Raw genomic sequence first — 14,755 nt, forward strand, 5'->3', positions numbered from 1 at the left:
AAAAGACAAAAAAACGGCAGGAATTCTCGGCGTTACGCGGCGAGCCGGTCCGCCCGCTCCGCGATCGCCCGCTGCCCGCCGGCCCTGATCAGGAACTTCAGGTCAGGGGCTCAAGCACCAGTCCGCGCGCTCGGCGAACTCCTGCTGGTACTGCTCACGCCACTTCGAGATGCTGGAGCGCCCCGGCCCGTCGAGGTAGTGGTTCTTGTCGCCGTCCTTGGTGAACCGGCCTCCCCAACTCTCCTGGGTCGGATCGCCGGGGTCGTTGAGCCCGCGGTTGGCGCTCACCAGCCACAGGAACGCCGGCGAATCTCCCTCGCACACCCCGGTGCACCCCATCCCTTCGTGCGGGTAAACGTCGCAGAGCGGTCCGTGGTTGTGGCGGATGTGCTCGTTGACCCAGGCGAGGTCGGAGAGCGGGTCGCGGCCGCCGAACATGCCTTGGTAGGTCTTCTGCGAGTCGATGATGAACAGCTCGGGGAACTCCTCGAGCAGCCACCCGTGCGAGGCGTCTTGGTAGGCGATCAGGTGGATGCGGAGCTTCGCCAGGAAGGCCTTGAGCTCTTCCTCGCTGCGGGTGTTCTTCACGTCCCAGATCGCTTGGGCGACTTCACGCGGCCCGCCCCACACGCCGATCCAGATCGGCCGGGGGTCGGGCTTGTCGGCGGCGGCGATGATCGCGTTCGAGGCCTCGCTGTCCATGCCCTCGCCGATGATCTCGGTGTGCGGCTGCTTGTTGCGGCCCCACTTGATCGGCACGCCGTGGTTGTTCCCCTTCCCCTCGTAAGTGACCGCCCGCAGCTCGTCGGGCGTGGGGAAGTCGGGGTCGTGGCTCTTGAGGTTCTCGTAGACCATCTCGTAGCGGTCGAGCACGTCGAGGATGTTCTGCTTGTGGGCCTCCATGGCGAACGTGCCGGCGGTGGCGACCAGCCCCTCGACGTCGAACTCGTTGGCGTAAAGCAGGAAGCGGACCATCGACTGCATGTCGTCGGGGTCGCTCTTCATGGTGTTGGGAACGTCGCCGCTCTTGACCACGCCGATCGGCGGGAAGTCGCTCATCATGATCACGCGCAGCTTCTGGTCGCCCCCAGGCGTCCCCGGCCCCTCGGCCAGAGCGAATGAGACCAGGCAGCCGAGAATCAACAGGGCGTGTAAACCGATCGGCAACGGGCGCATGGCGAATATCCTGATGTGAGAAGACGTGGGGGAGGAGCAAGGCGGCGGCCGCGAACAACCGCCAGCGGAGAGGAACCACTGAGCGGAATAGCGAAGAGGCATTCTACGCACCCATCGCAAGCAACACCTACAACAAAGAAGATATTGTTTCCCCTTGAGGGGGTACTCGAAAAAGGTCAACACGCTGCATGGCATGCGTATGGCATTATCATCCATTAACGATGCTGGAGCAACAACCGCCCTGCATCGCATCGAACGGGGACGGGCGACGCCGTATTCCGCACCGCGATCCGTACGGTTGCGCCTGTTTGCGAGGCTAGGATTGCAGCCCGGAGATAGCCTGCAAGAATTGTCGCGCGGCGTGCGCTGCCGGCGCTAACCGCCGGCGGGTCGGCGGTGGTAACATGGTGTGCAGCCCCGCGCCCTTACCCATTCCCCGACGAGACAGCCCCATTCCCCGACGAAACAGCGATATGAAACGACGCGACTTCCTGCGTGGCGTGACCGCCGCGACGGTTCCCACCCTGCTCGGCGCCCGCGCCTACGCCGCGGGCGCCGGCGGCGATCGGCACGGCGACCTGCTGCTGCGGCGTTTAGCGTCCGACCACCTCGAGGTGCTGTTCACCCCGCAGCGGCCGCGGCCGCTGCGCGTGCTGCAAGTGGCCGACACCCACTTCCACCCCGGCGGCGAGACCGAGCGGACCGAGCGCACGCTGCGTCGGCTGGTCGAGAGCGAGCGGCCCGACCTGGTGGTGCACAGCGGCGACTTCGTCAACAACGACTCCGGCGAGCCGGTCGAGTGGAGCGGCCTCGACGTGATGAACGGCCTCGGCAAGCCGTGGACGCTTTGCTTCGGCAACCACGACTACCCGGTCAGGAACGCCGAGGGATCGCGCTCGTTCGAGGAGATCCGGCTCGGCATGGAGCGCGGCTACCAAGGCCACGCCGATCTCGGCGACCGCCGCCGCTACTGCTACCGCTACGACCTGACGAACAGCGAAGGGGGCCGGCCGTCGGCTTGCCTGTTCTTCTTCCAGGTCGGCTACGCCGAGGGCGACCGCCGCGTTTCCGACGACCAACTCGTCTGGTTCGTCGACCAGATGAGCCGCGACCGCGAGCGGGGCGTGAAAGCGCCGATCACGGTGTTTGTCCACATCCCGGTGCGCGAGTTCAACGACCTGTACCAAGCGGGCGAGGCGGTCGGCGAGCACGGCGAGGCGGTCTGCTACGACAGCGACACCGGCGAGACGTTCCGCCGCTTGGCCGACACGGGCCGCGTCTCCGCGGTGTTCTGTGGGCACGACCACGTGAACAACTTCCACGGCCGGTGGCGCGGGATCGAGCTCTCATACGGCCGCGTGTCGGGCTGGGGCGCTTATGGGCCCGCCGACTGGCGCCGCGGCGGACGGCTGATCACGCTCGACCTGGCGTCGCCGCGACCGGAGACGCAGCACCACGAGGTGTTCGCCTGAGGCGGGCTGAGCTGGCGACGCCGTGCTGGCGACGCCGTGATAGCGAGTCCGGTAGCAGCGAGCTCGTCTTGTACGGCCATTAGGTTCGGGCGATAATTGTCGGGCGCGGTGAATCCACCTAACGCCTGTTGTTTCGCCTAAGGAGAGTCCGGCATGACGCGTCTCCTGACGATTGCCCTGCTGCTCACCACCTCGGCCTGGGCCGCGCCACCGCTCCGCTCGGACGTGGAGGTGGTGCTGGGCCCCAAGCTTTACCGCGACGGCGACGTGGTGGAGATCACCGACGTGACAGCCACCTCGCCCCGTCTGGAGCAGGGAGACACTCTCGTGGTGAAGGGCCGGGTGCGGCTCGACAGCAAGCCGCTGGCGCACCTGGGACTCTACCTCACACAGACCGATGGGGACGGCCGCGAGGAGACCGACCCGGAGCAGACGATGTCGATCTCCGAGGGCCTGCGCGACTTCGAGCTGAAGATCACGATCAAGCACCAAGGCTCGCTGCACATCTCGCTGTACGACGAGAAGACCCGCCGGCCGTTTGGCGGCGTGTACTTCGGGACGCGCGACCAGATGGAGGAGATCGCGGGCAGGAAGCTGGACTACTACCTAGAGGACTGAGCGTTGGCATACTGAAGCCGCCCACAAAGACGCGCGATCGTGTGTGGCCATCCCGTTTGAACAACGGATGGCGCGTACTCCCTCCCCTCGTGGGGTAGGTTGTGATTGACATGAATTCGACGCGCGAGCTGATGCGCCCGTTCCGAGGCGCCTTCGCCATGTACGCTTTGTGGTTCAATTGAGAAACCGCCGAGCGCAGAGGGATTCGAGTCCAGTCCCGTTCGGTCATCGTTACTGTGCTCGAACGCGACAGCGCCACGCAGGTAGCTACCAAGCCTGGCTACTCCTGCGAGTCCCACTCCCCCTGCGGGGTCAGCCAGAAGATCTTGCGGTCGACGCCGGATTCTTCCAGCAGCTTAAGATAGGGCTGGTAGCACGGATTCGGCAGGATGTTCGCGATGAAAGACTCTTTGGTCTCGTTCCACCTCTCGTAGACGACAACGAGGTCCGGTTCGTCCGCCGACGCATGGAGCCTGGCGTCGATGAACGTGGGCTGCTTGGCGAGCTCCTCGAACAGGGAGCGCCCCGCTTCGATGAATCGATCGCGGAACCCCGGCTTGGCCGTCACAAAGACATTCAACGCAATCATTGGTGTTCGTCCCGGTTAATTGGCGCGGCGATTAAGCAGAGGCGGCAAATCGGCTCCCATGCACGCGCCATCTTACTGAGCAGCCCAGGCTCTTGAACCTGGGCTGCTCACTTAAGTGCGCATCTTATTGCTTGTCTGCCGACCGGCGTGCTTGCTCCGCCAGGCTCACGCCGCCGCCGTCACGCCGGGATCATGCCGTGCGGGTCGAGCACAAACTTCTTGGCGGCGCCGCCGTCGAAGTCGGAGTAGCCCTTGGGCGCGTCTTCCAGGCCGATCACCTCGACGTTGACCGCCTTGGCCGGGTGCGCCTTGTCATGCAGGATCGACATCATCAAGCCGCGGTTGTACTTCATCACGGGGCACTGGCCGGTGGTGAAGTGGTGGCTCTTGGCCCATCCCAAGCCGATGCGGATCCCCAGCGTGCCGACCTTGGCGTTCTCGTCCACTCCGCCCGGGTCGCCGGTGACGTACAGGCCGGGGATGCCGATGCCGCCCGCCGCGCGGGTGATGTCCATCACGCTGTTGAGCACCGTGGCGGGCTTCTCTTCGCCGGCGTCGCCGCCGTGGCCGCGGGCCTCGAAGCCAACACAGTCGACCGCGCAGTCGACCTCGGGCACGCCCAAGATCTGCTCGATCTGGGCGCTCAAGTCGGCGTGCTCGGCGAGGTTAACGGTCTCGCAGCCGAACGAGGCGGCTTGCGCCAAGCGCTCGGGGATCATGTCGCCGACGATCACCACCGAGGCGCCGAGGATCTGGCAGGCGTAGGCACACGCCAGGCCGACCGGGCCGGCGCCCGCCACGTAGACCGTGCTGCCGGTCGTCACCCCGGCGGTGTAGGCGCCGTGGTAGCCCGTGGGCAGGATGTCGGAGAGCAGCGTAAGGTCGCGGATCTTCGCCATCGCAGCGTCGCGGTCCGGGAACTTCAGCAGGTTCCAGTCGGCGTACGGCACCATGACGTAGCGGGCCTGGCCGCCGATCCAGCCCCCCATGTCGACGTAGCCGTAGGCGGCGCCGGGGCGCTCGGGGTTCACGTTCAGGCAAACGCCCGTGTCGCGTTCTTTGCAGCAGCGGCAGCGGCCGCAGGCGATGTTGAACGGCACGCTGCAGATGTCGCCGACGGAGATGAACTCGACGTCGCGGCCCGCCTCGATCACCTCGCCGGTGATCTCGTGGCCGAGGATGATCCCCTCGGGCGCCGTGGTGCGGCCGCGGACCATGTGCTGGTCGCTGCCGCAGATGTTCGTCGACACGATCTTGAGGATCACGCCATGGTGGCACTGACGCTTGTTGCCCGGGTGATCGAGTTCGAGCTTGGGGTCGTCGATCGACCGCACCTCGACCACGCCCGGCTTGATGTAAGCGACGCCTTTGTTGTCCGACATAAGGAGAGCTCCCAGATGATTATGTGAGTGGCGTGGGGCGAGAGAAGTTCTTGCCACGCGCTAGGGCCAAGAGCGATGGCGGGGAAAAGTGACAGTACCGCAAGCGGCTCCGAACGGCGATCTGCCCACTGGACCTTTCGGCAGCCGCCCCCGGGCGACTGCAGCATATCACAACACCAGCCGCTGCGGGCGCCCACGGCGTCGGCGCCGAGCCGCGGGTAAGCAGGTCAGTCGTGGCGATCGGGGTGATGCTCCGCAGAGCGAAGGGGGAGGCGCAGCAAACTGGCGGCGGAATCCTGAAGAAAGTGTCTTGCGGCACACTCGCAGCGACGGCTCATCGTCCGGCGCCGCGGATCCAAAAGATCACGTCGTCACTCACCGGGCCGACACGCTCGCGGATCTGTCGGTCGGTCAGCCGGGCGAGGTCCCAGATCGTTTCGCCGGTGACGAACCCCATGCCGCTCGAGCCGTAAGTCAGGCAAGCGGGCAACTGACGCCACTCGGCGTGGCCCTTTCCCCTGCGACGGATCACCGACCTGTGTGATGCGGGCGGGTCGGAGGCGCCGCGCGGCCGGATCTGGATCACGCCGCTCGTGTCGCCAAAGCCCGACATCACCACGCGGCTCTCGACGTCGTCGATGCAAACCGCCCACTGGTAGTCGCTCGGCCCGATCGTCCAACGGATCACTTCGCCGTCGGCGAGAACCAGCTCCATGCGTCGTTTGGCGGAGCCGACCGAGCTGACCACGAGGATCGCGTCGCGGCCAAAGCAGGTCGCCTCGGTGTCGACGTCGAGCCAGACCCACGACTCTTGTCCCTCGGCCGTGGCGGTGTGCAAGCGGGCCACCACGCCGGTGTCCGGGTCGAGGCGCAAGATGTGCTTGCTCTTCTGGCAGGCGATGACGACATCGCCCCGCGAGTCGAACCGCACGCACTGCGGCCGGCGGATCAGCGGGTGCTCGAACGGCTCGAGCGCGCCGGGTTCGCCGACCCAAACACGGTCGCCCTCCAGGTCGGCCACCACCGTGCGGCCCTCGACCATGTCGAGGCTGTTGGGTTCGAACGAGAGCTTCTCCGCCTCGAGCACCGTGGTGCCCTCCTCGCGGCTGCCGCTGACCGCGCAGAGCCGCCGGTTGCCGGTGTCGGCGACGTAGATCAGCCGGTTGTCGTGCGGAGCGAACGCCAAGTCGACCGGCCGGGAGAACGGCCCGTCGATGAACTCGCCGACTTCGTCCCACGGGCCCCCGGTCTCGTCGGGGATCTGGCCGCGATCGGTCCAGCGGCCGGCGATCGCGTGGGTCGAGCCGTCGGGCAGCACGTGCCACAGCCGGCCGGCCAAGTCGATCGCCTGCCAGCCGCGGATGCTCGTCGACTTGGGGAAGCAGCGGTAGGTGGCGTAGGGGCTCACCAGCGAGTCGTTGCGCGGGCCCTCGTAGCTCGGGTAGCGCTCCACATCGCGGAAGGCCAGCAGCTCGGTCTTGCCGCTCTTGGAGAAGAGTTGCTCGATGACGACCTTGCCGTCGCGACGGCGAAGGATCGGGATGTTGTCGAACCAGTTGACCGTGGGGCCGGCGATCGACTCGCGTAGCCAGCGGCTCGGGTCGGGCAGCTGGGTCGCTGGCGAGGTCCGCCATTCGAACGGGTGCGGAGTGTTGCGAACCGGCCCCCGGAACGGCGCGCCGACCCGCTTGTCGTGCCAGTCAATCGCTAGCTTGCGATGCCCCTCGCCGGCTGCGATGCCCGAACCCGCGTCGGCGTAGACCCACTCGGGCTCGCCGGTCGCCGCCGGCGGGGCGTTGGAACCCGCAACCGGCTCCGGCGCGGCGACGCACCAGCGCAGTGAACCAATCGCCAGGACGACTGGCAAGGCGAGCATGATTGCGGTTGGCGGCAGCAAGCGTCGCATGGTTTTCACGTTCCCGCAGGCGGGCTTCTCGCAAAGCGAGATCGGTCTCGGTATAGGCGTGCGTTGCCCCTCTATTGTGCACGCAAAGCCATGCCTTGCGAACAAGGGATACGCGGGAGGAGCCCGTATCCCACGAGGGCAAGAGTTTCCTTGGACAGCATAATTCGGCTAGGCTTAGCGGAAACTCAGCGAACACTGCAGCGAGTGCGATTCGAGTTGGCGTCATGTCATTAGTCCTCAAGAACAAGGCGGTTTTCCTACACATCCCCAAGACCGGCGGTAATTGGATCCGGGAGATGCTGAAGGAACTCGACCTGATCGACCGCCAGCTGGGGCACAAGCACGCCGATCACGCCCGCTACCTCGCGGCGGCACGGTCTGAAACAGGCTGGCGCCGTCGGATCCAGCCTTCGCCCAAGCGGCCTTTCACCTTCTGCTTCGTGCGGAACCCGTTGAAGTGGTACGAGTCGTGGTTCAAGTACCAGTCGCAGCCCAAATGGAATTGGCGGGATTGGGGCGACGCCAAAGACCCCGACAACTGGCATGCTTGCGCGATGCTCAATGGCCTGGGAGGCTCGGACTTCAATGCGTTTGTCGAGCGCGCGCTCGACAAGCGACCCGGTTTCGTCAGCGAGATGTTTGGCTGGTACGACGCCCCGGCGGTCGACTTCGTCGGCCGCCAGGAGAACCTCCGAGAAGACTTCCTCAAGGCCATCAAGGCGATGGGACTCGAAGTCGACGAGGACCGAGTCCGCGAGTTCGGCAAAGTGGGTGTGAGCCCCAAGCCGATGGAACGAATCGAGTGGCGTGACGATGTCCGCCGCCGGGCGGCGCTGTGCGAATACGCCGGATTGGTCCGCTACGGCTACCAATCGACACTCGAGGAACTGGGTCTCGGGCTTGAACCCACGCCGAGCTCACCAGCGACCTGACCGGCGGCCGCCGCTCGCAGCGCTGCATCAGAAAGACTTCGAGAGCCAGGACAAAGTTGGGGCCGCGGTCCGCCTTGCCTCGGAAGCCTCACCGGAATGCGTTAGAACGGGTGGCGGCTGGCTCACCATTCCTTTTACGCCCCGGATCTTCCGATGACCGAAGCCGAGACTGACACCCCCGCCGAAGTCGATCTGGGAGACCTGGTGCGTGAGGGGGGCGCCGCCGAGCTGGCCGCTTACGTCGAGGAGCTCGACGCCCGCGAGACCGCCCGCGCGATCTGTGAGCTCGAGCCCGAGGAGCAGACAATGCTGCTCAGCCGCCTGGGCCCCGAGCAGGCGGGCGAGGTGCTCGAAACGTTGCCCGACGTGACGGCCACCGAGGCGATCGAGTCGTTGCCGGCCGAGACGGCCGCCGCCATCCTGCACGAGCTGCCGAGCGACGACCAGGCCGACCTCTACAAGTCGCTCGACTCGATCGACGCAGCCGCCATCCTGGCCGAGCTCGACAGCGACGAAGCGGAGCGGATCACCGAGCTCGCCTCGTACCCGGACGACACGGCGGGCGGGCTGTTGGCGACCGAGGTCGTGGCGCTGCGCGACATCGCCAGCGTTGGCCGCACCGTCGAGCGACTGCGCGGCGACGCCGACCGGCTGCGGCGGCTCGACATCCAGTACGCCTACGTCGTGGCCAAGGGCCGCCGGCTGGTGGGCGTGCTGCGGCTGCGCGACCTGCTGCTGGCCGAGGACGACACGAAGCTCGAGACGATCATGATCCGCGAGCCTTTGAGCATCCCGGCCGATATGCCGCTCGCCGAGCTAGAGACGTTCTTCGACGACCACGCGTTCCTCGGGGTGCCGGTCGTCGACGGCGAGGGGCGGCTCGTCGGCGCGGTGAGCCGCGTGGCGGTCGACGAGGCCACGCAGGACCAAGCCACCAGCGACTACCGCCGCTCGATGGGCGTGGTGGTCGAGGAGCTGCGCACGATGCCCACGCTGCGCCGCAGCCGGCTGCGTTTGGCGTGGCTGTCGATCAACATCGTGCTGAACGTGGTGGCCGCGAGTGTGATCGCCGCCTACCAGGAGACGCTCAGCCAGGTGATCACGCTGGCGGTTTTTCTGCCGATCATCAGCGACATGAGCGGCTGCAGCGGCAACCAGGCGGTGGCCGTGAGCATGCGCGAGCTCTCGCTCGGACTGATCCGGCCGAACGAGTGGCTGCGTGTGTGGGGCAAAGAGGCGGCCGTCGGCGTGATCAACGGCCTGGCGCTAGGACTGCTGATCGGCCTGGTGAGCGGCTTCTACGACGGCAACGTATGGATGGGCTTGGTGGTGGGCTCCGCGCTGGCGGCCAACACGCTCTTGGCGGTGCTGCTCGGCGGCGTGCTGCCGCTCGCGCTCAAGCAGATGAAGGTCGACCCCGCGTTGGCCTCGGGCCCGATCCTCACCACGGTGACCGACATGTGCGGTTTCTTCCTGGTGCTGAGCCTGGCGGCGCTGATGATCTCAAGGCTGGTGGGGTGATTCGGCGCGGGCTACACCTCAAACCGGCACGCCTGCGCGTGCATCGCCAGGGCGTAGTCTTGGTTGACCCACGACGCGACCCACTGCGAGGTGGAAAACGACTGCGGCGCCAGACGCTGCAGGATGTCGCGCATCAGCCAGTAGCCCATCCGGCTGCGCGTGAAGAAGTCGAGCGCCTCGCGTCGCCAATAGAGCTTGTAAAAGTGCTGGGCCGTCTTGCGGTGGTAAGGCTCCCAGCGCGGAGAAATGAATTTTAAAGAGATATAGAGACTACCGACCGCCGAGAGAGTGAGCGCTCCTATAATGACGAGCACGTCATTAACATGCTGACGATATTTTTCAGCGATCGTCACTGCGATCGCGATGGACATCGCAATGCTAATTGTCCAGACCGCGATATGGACTGCCCAGAAAATCAGATTGGAGAAATTCCAGATCACCCCCCGGCTGGTCGCGCCCATCTTGCTCTCACAACGGGAGAGCATCTCGCGCAGCGGGTTCACCCAGCGGCGTGACTCGGGCTCCTCCATCTCCTCGGCGCCCTGACGCTGGGCGACCTCGTTGCCGACCCAGTTCCACAGCGCGAAGAACGCCCGCGAGGGGTCGTCGCCTTCCTTCAAGGGGAACGCCGCCATCAGCCGGTCGGGGTCGGCGAGCAGGGCGAGCTGCCGTTCAACCACGGCGTGGTCGCACACGGGGAAGGGAGTCGTGAAGAAGGTCTCGAGTGCGGCGTCGAGCGACTGACGCAGCGCGTCGCCCGCGACGAAGGAGTCTCGCTGATGGAGGTATTGCACCACGACCATCAGCAGTTCGAAGTCGTACTCCAACCACGGCGGCGCCGACGCGAAGTTGGCCTCGATCGAATCGAGCGTCTTCAGAGCCCAGTCGGCCGTGGCCGGGTCGCGGCTCCACAGGGCCGACCGCGCGACGCGGATGCCGAAGGCGATCTTGTTCCCCTCGGCGGCGCCGCGCAGGTTGGCCGCGCAGCGCTCCAGGGTTTGGACGAACAGGCCCGGCGCGTGCTGGCCTTCGTTGACGCTGCGCAGCAACGTCTCCCAGGCCGCCTCGGTCAGAGGGTAGAAGCGGTCGTCGCCGGTCGCCTCGGAAACCGCGACTAGCAATTCGACAAGCGACGCATCGGCGTGGGCGGCGGCCAAGTAGCTCTGCAGCAGGTTGTACAAGCCGTGGTCGTGGTGGTGCTCGCGCAGCCCCGCCAGCAACCATTGGGGGTAACGCAGCGGCTTGTTGGGCTCGCACAGGTCGGCGAGTGTGGCCAGGGCGAAGTAATCGTACGGCGATTTCGCCTTCTTAGCCGCGAGCTCCTGGTACACCGCCCTGGGCGACTCGCTGCGGAGCCGCTCGGCGAGCGGCTTCTCGGCGGGCTTGCTGCGCGTGGACGCGGAGCCATCGGCCGCGCCGCGGTTCTCGCCCGGCCGGTCGGCCGCCGCGGCCGACCACGCCCGGCTGCTCGTCTCGAACGCCTCGCGGTCGTGATCGGTTTGGGTCCCGTAACGCAACTGGTTGTCGAGCCGCTCGTACGCCGCGCGGATCTGCTGGAACTCCTCGGGCGCCTTTTCCGGCTTGTAGCGGCGGATCAGCCGGTTGTAGCTGCGCTTGAGGTCCTTCTGATCAAAGCCCTCGGCGAGCCCAAAGAAACCGAGCGGGTCGTGCGGCAACAAGTCCCAATGGGGTTCGGGCTCCGGGGCGCCTGGGGGTTCGCTGTCGGATTCAGTCACCGCTGTTCCCCGTGGTTCGGATGATCACCCTGATGACGGTGGCGGCGATGATCCACCAGAACCAACCACCCCCCCAGCCGAACGACCAATCGCCGGAGGCCTGCGGCTGCGAGATCGACGCCGCCGTGTCGCCCGGGCTGGCGCGGTTCCAACCGCTCGACTTCTGCCTCAGCAGCGTGTCGAACCAGACCGTCTCGAGGGCGTAGAGCCCGGGGGTCTCTTTTTGCAGGAGCCGGATCATGCGGTGGGCCCGCTTGCGGAGCTTCTTGTCGCGCAGCGAGGCGACGATCTGCTCACGCACTTCGGTGGTCTCGCGCGGCGAACCGGCGAGCACCTTTTTGAGCGCCGAGAAAAAATCACCGTCGAAATCGGGGTTGCCGGCAAGGGCGGGCAGGCGGCTTCGGTTGTGGGCCACCGTGGCGATGCGATCGGCCGCCGTGCGGATCTCGGGCGTGGCGACCCAAGAGAGCTTTTCGACCCGCTTGAGGATCTCCTCGGGGGGGGCTTTCCAGCACGCCTTGCGGAGCTCGGCCAGTTCCTTGAGCAGCCGCTCACGGTCGGGCGCCTCGGCCGGGCGGTTTGGCGCCAGGGCCGCTTGCTGGGCGCCGCGGGGCGTTTCAATCTGCAACGCCGTGCGGCGTGCGGCGACGATCGCCTCGGACTCTTGCATCGGGTTCATCGCCAAGGCGCGCAGCACATAGCGCCCCACACGCTTGCGGCGTTCGGCGTCGGCCGGCGGCGGGGCGGGCGCCTCAGCCATCGGCGGCCTCTTCGCTCGGTGGGTCGATGCCCAGCATCGACAAGACTTGCAACAAGGCCTGCTCGGCGCCCTCGACCAGCTCGCGGTCGGAGCTGTTGAGCGCCGCCTCGAACCCGTCGATCGCCTGCTCCAGGGCGTCGCGCTGGAAGGGACTCACCTCGCCGACGACCCGCTCGCTGAGCCTCAGCAGCCGCTGCTTGGCCATGTCCTCGCGTGGGTAGTACTTCAGCGCCTGGAGCCGTGCGAGCGCCTCACGCTGCTCCTCTTCCGACAGGTCCGAGCTGTGCTGCGTGAGCACCGTGCGGAACTTCTGGTCGGACCCGGCGGGGTAGGCCTCGACCTCGAGGATGCCGTTCAGGTCGTACGAGAAACGGATGTAGACCGTTTGCCCCGGCGGGCCGGCGGGGATGCCGGTCACCTCCAGCTCGCCTAGCAGCAGGTTCTGTTCGACCTTGCGATGGTCGCCCTGGAAGACCTTGATCCGCATCTCGCGCTGGTTCGGCGCCACCGTGGCGAACGGCTCCTCGCGCGAGACGGGGATCGTGGTGTTGCGGTGCAGGATGGGGGTGAAGTAGCCGTCGCGCACCTGGCCGCCGAGCTCCTTGACCGTTTCGATGCCGAGCGTGTACGGGCAGACGTCGGTCATCACCATGTCGTCGACCGCCCGGTCGTCGGCGATGAGAGCCGCCTGCACGGCGGCGCCGAGGCAGACGACCTGGTCGGGGTCGTGCTCGCACTGCGGCTCGTGTCCCAGCAACTGGGCCACGTGGTCGCGGAGCGCCGGCATGCGGGTGGCGCCGCCGACGAGGATCACGTCGTCGACCTGCGTGGCCTCGTGGCGGCCGTCGCGCAGCGCGCGGTTGATCGAAACGGCGAGCCGGTCGAGCAGCGGCCGAACCGCTTTGGCGAACGCCTTCCGGTCGATGCGCACGGTTTTGGCGTCGTCGGCCACGAGTCCCGACTCGTCGGGCAGCGCCACGCGGGCCTGCTCGGCCGAGGCGAGTTCGCGCTTGGCGGCCTCGCACTGCTGACGCAGCCGGGCGACTTGCAGCGGCCGCTGCAGTTCGGCCGTTTCGAGCCGCAAGCCTTGGGTCTTGAGCAACTCGGCGACCAGCCGGTCGGTGAAGTCTTCGCCGCCGAGCATGCTCTCGCCGGCGGTCGAGATGATCTCGAGCGTCCCTTCGAACACCTCCATGAGCGTCACGTCGAACGTGCCGCCCCCCAGGTCGATCACGAGCAGGGTCTTCTCGGCCTGCCGGTCGTGGAAGCCGTACATCAGGGCGGCGGCGGTCGGCTCGTTCACCACGCGGCGAACGTGCAGCCCGGCCAGCTCGCCCGCCTGGCGGGTGGCCCGCCGCTGGGCGTCGTTGAAGTAGGCCGGCACGGTGATCACCGCGTCGGTCACCCGGCCGTCGATTTCTTTCTGGGCGTCGTCGCGGAGCGACGCGAGGACGAGGCTCGACAAGTCGACCGCCGAGAAGCGGTGGCCCGGCAGCTCGATCGTTTGGTCGGTCCCCATCAGCCGCTTGAAGCACGAGGCGCAGCGCTCCGGCCGAGTGACGCGCAGCTCCCTGGCGGCGGCGCCGACCACGATGCTGCCATCCTCCAGCACGCCGACCACCGACGGGGTGAGGTAATCGCCGACCGAGTTGCTCACCAGTCTTGGCTTGCCATCCTCGAAAACGGCGCACAACGAGTTGGTGGTGCCTAGATCGATTCCCAGGATCGGTGCGGTCACGCGTAATGTGGCTCGGTTAGGCGGTCAGTGGGAGATCCAAGAATCCCCCTATCGATAGGAGGCCCCTTCGTCAGAGGCCCTGGGATACTTAAAAGACCCCCATCGTAACTAGCGGTTCGCCGGCCAGACAAGTCGAGCCCCCACCGATCGCAGGGTGGCGCTGAGGCGAGCGGAATCGGCTACGGGGCGACCAGCGAGGCAGCTTCACGTACGGCTTGGAGGAAGAGGGTAGGTGAAAACCCCCAATCGGCGGTCTCAAACGAGCGATATTTGCCCCCTCAGGGGCGTGGCACACCAATCGCGTAGATAGCCATTGTCGGTACGCACGGGTGCTGGAACTGGCTGTCTGGCCAAACGACGCTCCGCCCCGAGCAAGCCATCCCTTAACACACAACCGCATGCCCAGCGAGGAGCTCCGCCATGAAACTCGATTCCTTCGAAAAGCTGTACGTTCACGAACTCAAAGACCTCTACAGCGCCGAGTCGCAGCTCATCGAGGCCCTGCCGAAGATGGCCGAGGCCGCCAGCGACGCCGCGCTTGGCAAGGCGTTTGAGCACCACTTGGAGCAGACCAGGGGCCAGCAGAAGCGGCTCGAGAAGATCTTCGAGGGGCTGGAGTACGAGCCGGGCGGTCACAAGTGCGCCGCGATGGAGGGGCTCATCCATGAGGGCGAGGACGCGATCGGCATCGACGCCGACGATCAGATCCGTGACGCGGCGCTGATCGCCGCCGCCCAGCGCGTCGAGCACTACGAGATGGCCGGCTATGGTTCGGCCTGCGCTTTCGCCGAGAAGCTCGGCCGATTCGACGACGCCGACCTCTTGCGCGAGACGCTCGACGAAGAAGGCTGCGCCGATCGCAAGCTCACGACGATCGCCTCGCGGTCGGTGAATTTCAAAGCGCTCGTGAGCTAGCGCCTTGTGA

The 14,755-nt window shown here is 66.5% G+C and carries 12 protein-coding genes; 5 read left to right on the top strand and 7 right to left on the bottom strand.

The window, feature by feature from the left end:
* Positions 1-102: 102 nt before the first annotated feature.
* The gene (locus tag Mal64_RS12780) at positions 103-1,176 is read right to left on the bottom strand and encodes a DUF1593 domain-containing protein (protein ID WP_231993701.1); all 1,074 of its coding nucleotides are present in this window, start codon (positions 1,174-1,176) and stop codon (positions 103-105) included.
* 473 nt (positions 1,177-1,649) lie between these two features.
* On the opposite strand from Mal64_RS12780, the gene Mal64_RS12785 reads away from it, so the two are divergent.
* Together Mal64_RS12785 and Mal64_RS12790 are read left to right on the top strand one after the other, a co-directional pair.
* The gene (locus Mal64_RS12785; protein WP_197525715.1) at positions 1,650-2,648 is read left to right on the top strand and encodes a metallophosphoesterase; all 999 of its coding nucleotides are present in this window, start codon (positions 1,650-1,652) and stop codon (positions 2,646-2,648) included.
* A 153-nt stretch (positions 2,649-2,801) separates the two neighbouring features.
* The gene (locus Mal64_RS12790; RefSeq protein WP_146400709.1) at positions 2,802-3,266 is read left to right on the top strand and encodes a hypothetical protein; all 465 of its coding nucleotides are present in this window, start codon (positions 2,802-2,804) and stop codon (positions 3,264-3,266) included.
* Positions 3,267-3,546: 280 nt separating this feature from the next.
* Here the strand turns inward: Mal64_RS12790 and Mal64_RS12795 are convergent, their stop codons facing one another.
* The 3 genes from Mal64_RS12795 to Mal64_RS12805 form a co-directional block, all read right to left on the bottom strand.
* Positions 3,547-3,846 (bottom strand): antibiotic biosynthesis monooxygenase family protein, encoded by a 300-nt coding sequence (locus tag Mal64_RS12795; RefSeq protein WP_197525716.1) that lies wholly within the window; start codon positions 3,844-3,846, stop codon positions 3,547-3,549.
* A gap of 188 nt (positions 3,847-4,034) precedes the next feature.
* Entirely contained in the window at positions 4,035-5,237 is a 1,203-nt protein-coding gene (gene fdhA, locus Mal64_RS12800; protein WP_146400714.1) for a formaldehyde dehydrogenase, glutathione-independent, read from the bottom strand.
* Positions 5,238-5,571: 334 nt separating this feature from the next.
* On the bottom strand, positions 5,572-7,143 hold the full coding sequence (locus Mal64_RS12805) for a hypothetical protein (protein ID WP_146400716.1): 1,572 nt from the start codon (positions 7,141-7,143) through the stop codon (positions 5,572-5,574).
* Between the two features lie 224 nt (positions 7,144-7,367).
* Here Mal64_RS12805 and Mal64_RS12810 point away from each other — a divergent pair, with 224 nt between their 5' ends.
* Complete coding sequence (locus Mal64_RS12810) at positions 7,368-8,075, top strand: sulfotransferase family 2 domain-containing protein (RefSeq protein WP_146400718.1); 708 nt, start codon at positions 7,368-7,370, stop codon at positions 8,073-8,075.
* A gap of 153 nt (positions 8,076-8,228) precedes the next feature.
* Positions 8,229-9,596, top strand: a complete 1,368-nt coding sequence (gene mgtE / locus Mal64_RS12815) for a magnesium transporter (protein WP_146400720.1) — start codon at positions 8,229-8,231, stop codon at positions 9,594-9,596.
* A gap of 11 nt (positions 9,597-9,607) precedes the next feature.
* On the opposite strand, the gene Mal64_RS12820 is transcribed toward mgtE, so the two are convergent.
* Genes Mal64_RS12820 through Mal64_RS12830 form a run of 3 tightly spaced genes read right to left on the bottom strand, consistent with a single transcriptional unit; the run spans position 9,608 to position 13,830 of the window.
* Complete coding sequence (locus Mal64_RS12820; protein WP_146400722.1) at positions 9,608-11,332, bottom strand: J domain-containing protein; 1,725 nt, start codon at positions 11,330-11,332, stop codon at positions 9,608-9,610.
* Positions 11,325-12,092 (bottom strand): hypothetical protein, encoded by a 768-nt coding sequence (locus Mal64_RS12825; protein WP_146400724.1) that lies wholly within the window; start codon positions 12,090-12,092, stop codon positions 11,325-11,327. The genes Mal64_RS12820 and Mal64_RS12825 overlap by 8 nt, the downstream gene beginning before the upstream one ends.
* Entirely contained in the window at positions 12,085-13,830 is a 1,746-nt protein-coding gene (locus Mal64_RS12830; RefSeq protein ID WP_146400726.1) for an Hsp70 family protein, read from the bottom strand. Before Mal64_RS12830 ends, Mal64_RS12825 begins: the two co-directional genes overlap by 8 nt.
* A gap of 420 nt (positions 13,831-14,250) precedes the next feature.
* Between Mal64_RS12830 and Mal64_RS12835 the strand changes: the two genes are divergently transcribed.
* On the top strand, positions 14,251-14,745 hold the full coding sequence (locus Mal64_RS12835) for a ferritin-like domain-containing protein (protein ID WP_146400728.1): 495 nt from the start codon (positions 14,251-14,253) through the stop codon (positions 14,743-14,745).
* The last annotated feature ends 10 nt before the right edge of the window (positions 14,746-14,755 follow it).

It is taken from the genome of Pseudobythopirellula maris, assembly GCF_007859945.1.
GTDB lineage: Bacteria > Planctomycetota > Planctomycetia > Pirellulales > Lacipirellulaceae > Pseudobythopirellula > Pseudobythopirellula maris.

Excerpts from the sequence above, each read along its gene's own strand:
- Mal64_RS12780 (WP_231993701.1), bottom strand. The coding sequence starts at position 1,176 with ATGCGCCCGTTGCCGATCGGTTTACACGCCCTGTTGATTCTCGGCTGC.
- Mal64_RS12785 (WP_197525715.1), top strand. The coding sequence starts at position 1,650 with ATGAAACGACGCGACTTCCTGCGTGGCGTGACCGCCGCGACGGTTCCC.
- Mal64_RS12790 (WP_146400709.1), top strand. The coding sequence starts at position 2,802 with ATGACGCGTCTCCTGACGATTGCCCTGCTGCTCACCACCTCGGCCTGG.
- fdhA (WP_146400714.1), bottom strand. The coding sequence starts at position 5,237 with ATGTCGGACAACAAAGGCGTCGCTTACATCAAGCCGGGCGTGGTCGAG.
- Mal64_RS12805 (WP_146400716.1), bottom strand. The coding sequence starts at position 7,143 with ATGCGACGCTTGCTGCCGCCAACCGCAATCATGCTCGCCTTGCCAGTC.
- Mal64_RS12810 (WP_146400718.1), top strand. The coding sequence starts at position 7,368 with ATGTCATTAGTCCTCAAGAACAAGGCGGTTTTCCTACACATCCCCAAG.
- mgtE (WP_146400720.1), top strand. The coding sequence starts at position 8,229 with ATGACCGAAGCCGAGACTGACACCCCCGCCGAAGTCGATCTGGGAGAC.
- Mal64_RS12825 (WP_146400724.1), bottom strand. The coding sequence starts at position 12,092 with ATGGCTGAGGCGCCCGCCCCGCCGCCGGCCGACGCCGAACGCCGCAAG.
- Mal64_RS12835 (WP_146400728.1), top strand. The coding sequence starts at position 14,251 with ATGAAACTCGATTCCTTCGAAAAGCTGTACGTTCACGAACTCAAAGAC.